4 protein-coding genes are annotated in these 4,123 nt (G+C 55.1%); 2 read left to right on the top strand and 2 right to left on the bottom strand.

Translation table 11 applies throughout. The features are described 5' to 3' along the window. Positions 1 to 294: 294 nt before the first annotated feature. The gene (locus tag ACTHSL_RS12100) at positions 295 to 492 is read right to left on the bottom strand and encodes a POTRA domain-containing protein (protein WP_440381591.1); all 198 of its coding nucleotides are present in this window, start codon (positions 490 to 492) and stop codon (positions 295 to 297) included. Then, entirely contained in the window at positions 431 to 823 is a 393-nt protein-coding gene (gene cueR, locus ACTHSL_RS12095) for a Cu(I)-responsive transcriptional regulator (RefSeq protein ID WP_440381590.1), read from the bottom strand. The genes ACTHSL_RS12100 and cueR overlap by 62 nt, the downstream gene beginning before the upstream one ends. 147 nt (positions 824 to 970) lie before the next feature. On the opposite strand from cueR, the gene ACTHSL_RS12090 reads away from it, so the two are divergent. Together ACTHSL_RS12090 and ACTHSL_RS12085 are read left to right on the top strand one after the other, a co-directional pair. Further along, positions 971 to 1,180, top strand: a complete 210-nt coding sequence (locus tag ACTHSL_RS12090) for a heavy-metal-associated domain-containing protein (RefSeq protein ID WP_003742983.1) — start codon at positions 971 to 973, stop codon at positions 1,178 to 1,180. Between the two features lie 99 nt (positions 1,181 to 1,279). Continuing rightward, the gene (locus tag ACTHSL_RS12085) at positions 1,280 to 3,442 is read left to right on the top strand and encodes a heavy metal translocating P-type ATPase (RefSeq protein WP_440381589.1); all 2,163 of its coding nucleotides are present in this window, start codon (positions 1,280 to 1,282) and stop codon (positions 3,440 to 3,442) included. The last annotated feature ends 681 nt before the right edge of the window (positions 3,443 to 4,123 follow it).

Raw genomic sequence — 4,123 nt, 5'->3', positions numbered from 1 at the left:
GAAGGTGCTCATGAGAAATCCCCTAAATGTCTTGGTGGGAATTTAGGGGATTTTGGGGGGATTTTGCAAAGGTCTCTACCTGAAAACCGCTTGCCCATTTCCTTGATTGGAAAGATTCAGGCTTTTTCAATGCACGGGCGGTAAATATATCGTAATGCAGGTTACCACCGAGCTTCATCTGCCCGCGTATCCCAACTGCTGTGCCGGCTAAAGTTTGGCCCGATAACCATTGGGCGGATTGTCCTGAAACATGTCTTACATCAGCCCCAAAATCACTTTGGTTTGGTTCGCCCTCTACGGGAACGAGAGATCAGCTTCCACAGTCGGGAGACGTTTGAGATTTTCCAGTCCTTGTTCCAGATCACGCAGATTCAACAGATTGCCCGAGCGAGTGGGAAATTTGTTTTTGAATGCTGCATTCCACCGTCGCCTAATTCTCCTCCAGCCCGGCCAAAATCGCGCAATCGGGGCAATCGTCTCCCGCGCAGGCATCGTGCCAGCGTTGCAGCTCGGCCACCATGCTCTGCAGGTGTTGGATTTTGGCTTCCAGTTCGGCGATGTGTTGCGCGGTGAGCGTTTTCACTTCGCGGCTGGTGCGCTGCGGATTGTGTTGCAGGCTCAAAAGCTGCCCGATCTGCGGCAGCGAAAAGCCCACTTCCCGCGCATGGCGGATAAAGCGCAGCCGGGCAAGGTCGGCCTGTCCGTAGCGGCGGTAGCCCGCTTCGCTGCGCGCGGCCGGGGCGATTAGGCCGTGCTTTTCGTAGTCGCGGATTTGTTTGGCGGAAAGGCCGCTCTCGGCCGCGGCCTGACTGATGTTCATCATGATGCTTGACCTTTACTTCGGGTGAAGCTTTATAGTGGCGGCACTTAGCGGGAAAGCAAGAGCCGACCCATCATTTCAGGCTACCTGAAAGCTTTGGCTGCAACGGGCTTTAAAACCTCAGCCTCATTCCAACAGAAAGGAAACCCTATGCAAACCATCACATTAAACATCGAAGGCATGACCTGCGGCGGCTGCGTGAAAAGCGTTACCAGCATCCTCGAAGGCGTAAACGGCGTGGACAAGGCCGAAGTGAGCCTGGAAAACAAGAACGCCGTCGTGGAATTCGACCCCGCCCAAACCAACCCCGCCGCGCTGATAGAAGCGGTGGAAGACGGCGGGTATGATGCGGCTTTGTAAATCGAATCGCAACAAATCGACTGCAACACCCCAAAGGCTACCTAAAAACCCTGCTCCGCTTTTTTCAGGTAGCCCAACCACATTCAGAAGGAAGAAACCATGCAACAAAAAGTCCGTTTCCAAATCGAAGGCATGACCTGTCAGGCCTGCGCTTCGCGCATTGAAAAAGTGTTGAACAAAAAAGACTTTGTCGAATCGGCGGGGGTGAACTTCGCCAGCGAGGAGGCGCAGGTGGTGTTTGACGACAGCCAAACCTCCGCCGCCGACATCGCCAAAATCATCGAGAAAACCGGCTATGGCGCAAAGGAAAAGACGGAAGACGCGCTGCCGCAACCCGAAGAAACCGCGCATGTAAGCTGGCGGCTGTGGCTGCTGTTCGCCATCAACGTCCCGTTCCTTATCGGCATGGCGGGGGTGATGATCGGCAGAAACGATTGGATGATTCCGCCGTTGTGGCAGTTCGCATTGGCGAGTGTGGTGCAGCTTTGGCTGGCAATCCCGTTTTACAAAAGCGCGTGGGCGAGTATTAAAGGCGGGCTGGCGAATATGGACGTGCTCGTTACTATCGGCACGGTGTCGATTTACCTGTATTCCGCTTATATGCTGTTTTTCAGCCCGCAAGCGGCGCACGGCATGGCGCATGTGTATTTTGAAGTGGGCGTGACGGTGATTGGGTTTGTGTCGCTGGGTAAGTTTTTGGAACACCGCACCAAAAAATCCAGCCTGAACAGCTTGGGCTTGCTGCTGAAACTTACGCCGACCCAAGTCAACGTGCAACGCGATGGCGAATGGAAACAACTGTCCATTGACCAAGTGCAAATCGGCGACCTAATCCGAGCCAACCACGGCGAACGCATTGCCGCCGACGGCATTATCGAAAGCGGCAGCGGCTGGGCGGACGAGAGCCACCTCACCGGCGAATCCAATCCCGAAGAGAAAAAGGCGGGCGGCAAAGTGTTGGCGGGCGCGCTGATGACCGAAGGCAGCGTGGTGTACCGCGCCACGCAGCTCGGCAGCCAAACCCTGCTCGGCGACATGATGAACGCGCTCTCTGAAGCGCAGGGCAGCAAGGCGCCGATTGCGCGCGTGGCGGATAAAGCGGCGGCGGTGTTTGTGCCTGCCGTCGTGGGCATCGCGCTTCTGACTTTTATCGCCACTTGGCTGGTGAAAGGCGATTGGACGATTGCGCTGATGCACGCCGTTGCCGTTTTGGTGATTGCCTGCCCGTGTGCGCTTGGTCTGGCGACGCCCGCCGCGATTATGGTCGGCATGGGCAAGGCGGTGAAACACGGCATTTGGTTTAAAGACGCGGCGGCGATGGAAGAAGCCGCCCACGTCGATGCCGTCGTATTGGACAAAACCGGCACGCTGACCGAAGGCAGGCCGCAGGTTGCCGCCGTTTATTGCGTACCCGACAGCGGCTTTGATGAAGACGATTTGTACCGCATTGCCGCCGCCGTCGAACAAAACGCCGCCCACCCGCTCGCCCGCGCCATCGTCTCCGCCGCCCAAGCACGCGGCTTGGAGATTCCTGCCGCACAAAACGCGCAAACCGTCGTCGGCGCAGGCATTACCGCCGAAGTTGAAGGTGCGGGATTGGTGAAAGCGGGCAAAGCCGAATTTGCCGAACTGACCTTGCCCGAGTTTTCAGACGGCGTTTGGGACATTGCAAGCATTGTCGCAGTCTCGGTCGATAACAAACCTATCGGAGCATTCGCACTCGCCGACGCGTTGAAAGCCGACACCGCCGAAGCCATAGGCCGTCTGAAAAAACACGGCATCGACGTTTACATCATGAGTGGCGACAACCAAGGCACGGTCGAATACGTCGCCAAACAACTGGGCATCGCACACGCCTTCGGCAACATGAGTCCGCGCGACAAAGCCGCCGAAGTGCAGAAACTCAAAGCCGCCGGCAAAACCGTGGCGATGGTCGGCGACGGCATCAACGACGCGCCCGCACTCGCCGCCGCCAACGTCAGCTTCGCCATGAAAGGCGGCGCGGACGTTGCCGAACACACTGCCTCCGCCACGCTGATGCAGCATTCGGTCAACCAGCTCGCCGATGCCCTGATGGTGTCGCAGGCGACTTTGAAAAACATCAAGCAAAACCTGTTTTTCGCCTTCTTCTACAATATCTTGGGCATCCCGCTCGCCGCACTCGGCTTCTTAAATCCCGTCATCGCAGGCGCGGCAATGGCGGCAAGTTCGGTTTCGGTGTTGAGCAATGCGTTGAGGTTGAAACGGGTGAAGATTGAGTGAGGCGTGGCAAAGGCCGCCCGAAAAGCAATACGCCCAGTTTCATTTTTCAGGCGGCCTCAAACTAGGAATCAACCGATGAAAAGTTATACGCTCGATATTCCCCAATTTGAATATCCAAAATCATTTGAAAAAATCGTCGAACTGAATTTGGTCGATTTCGATATTTGGCATCTGCTTGACAGCGATTAGGCCGCCGAACTATACCAAGGCCTGCAAACCCGTTATCCCGGTAGGAAACTGATTCCCTTCGCCACACGCAGCGATTGCGATGACACTGCCTGCTTCGAAATCGGCAAAGGCGGCACAGTCCAGCTTATCCACGACTTCGCCAGCCCCGGCTGGGAACAGCGTCAAGAATTCCCCGATTGCTGGGCATGGCTCGCCCAAGCAGTAAACGACATGATTGAATACAATCGGGAAGGCAGTATCATGTGAACATCAGGCAGGAGTATCAAGAGCTGCTGCAATTTCGACTAAATGAGAAATATTGATTTTATTATCCCCACGCTTGCATCAAGAAAGTTGTTGTTGAGCGATACCAATTTGTTCCGAAAGTGCCGAGCAGTAAGTCTCAATCTTTTTCTACGTTGCTGAATACGTTTACCAATAGACCTCTTGCGAAAGTATCCTGAAGATTTACAATTTCCAAATGAAATACGAAAACCTAATCCAAAGAAGCAA

This window comes from Neisseria sp. P0008.S010, from assembly GCF_051962715.1.
In the GTDB taxonomy this organism is placed as follows: domain Bacteria; phylum Pseudomonadota; class Gammaproteobacteria; order Burkholderiales; family Neisseriaceae; genus Neisseria; species Neisseria elongata.
Note: the sequence above shows the minus strand (reverse complement) of the source record. Positions and strands in the feature narration are given on the sequence as shown.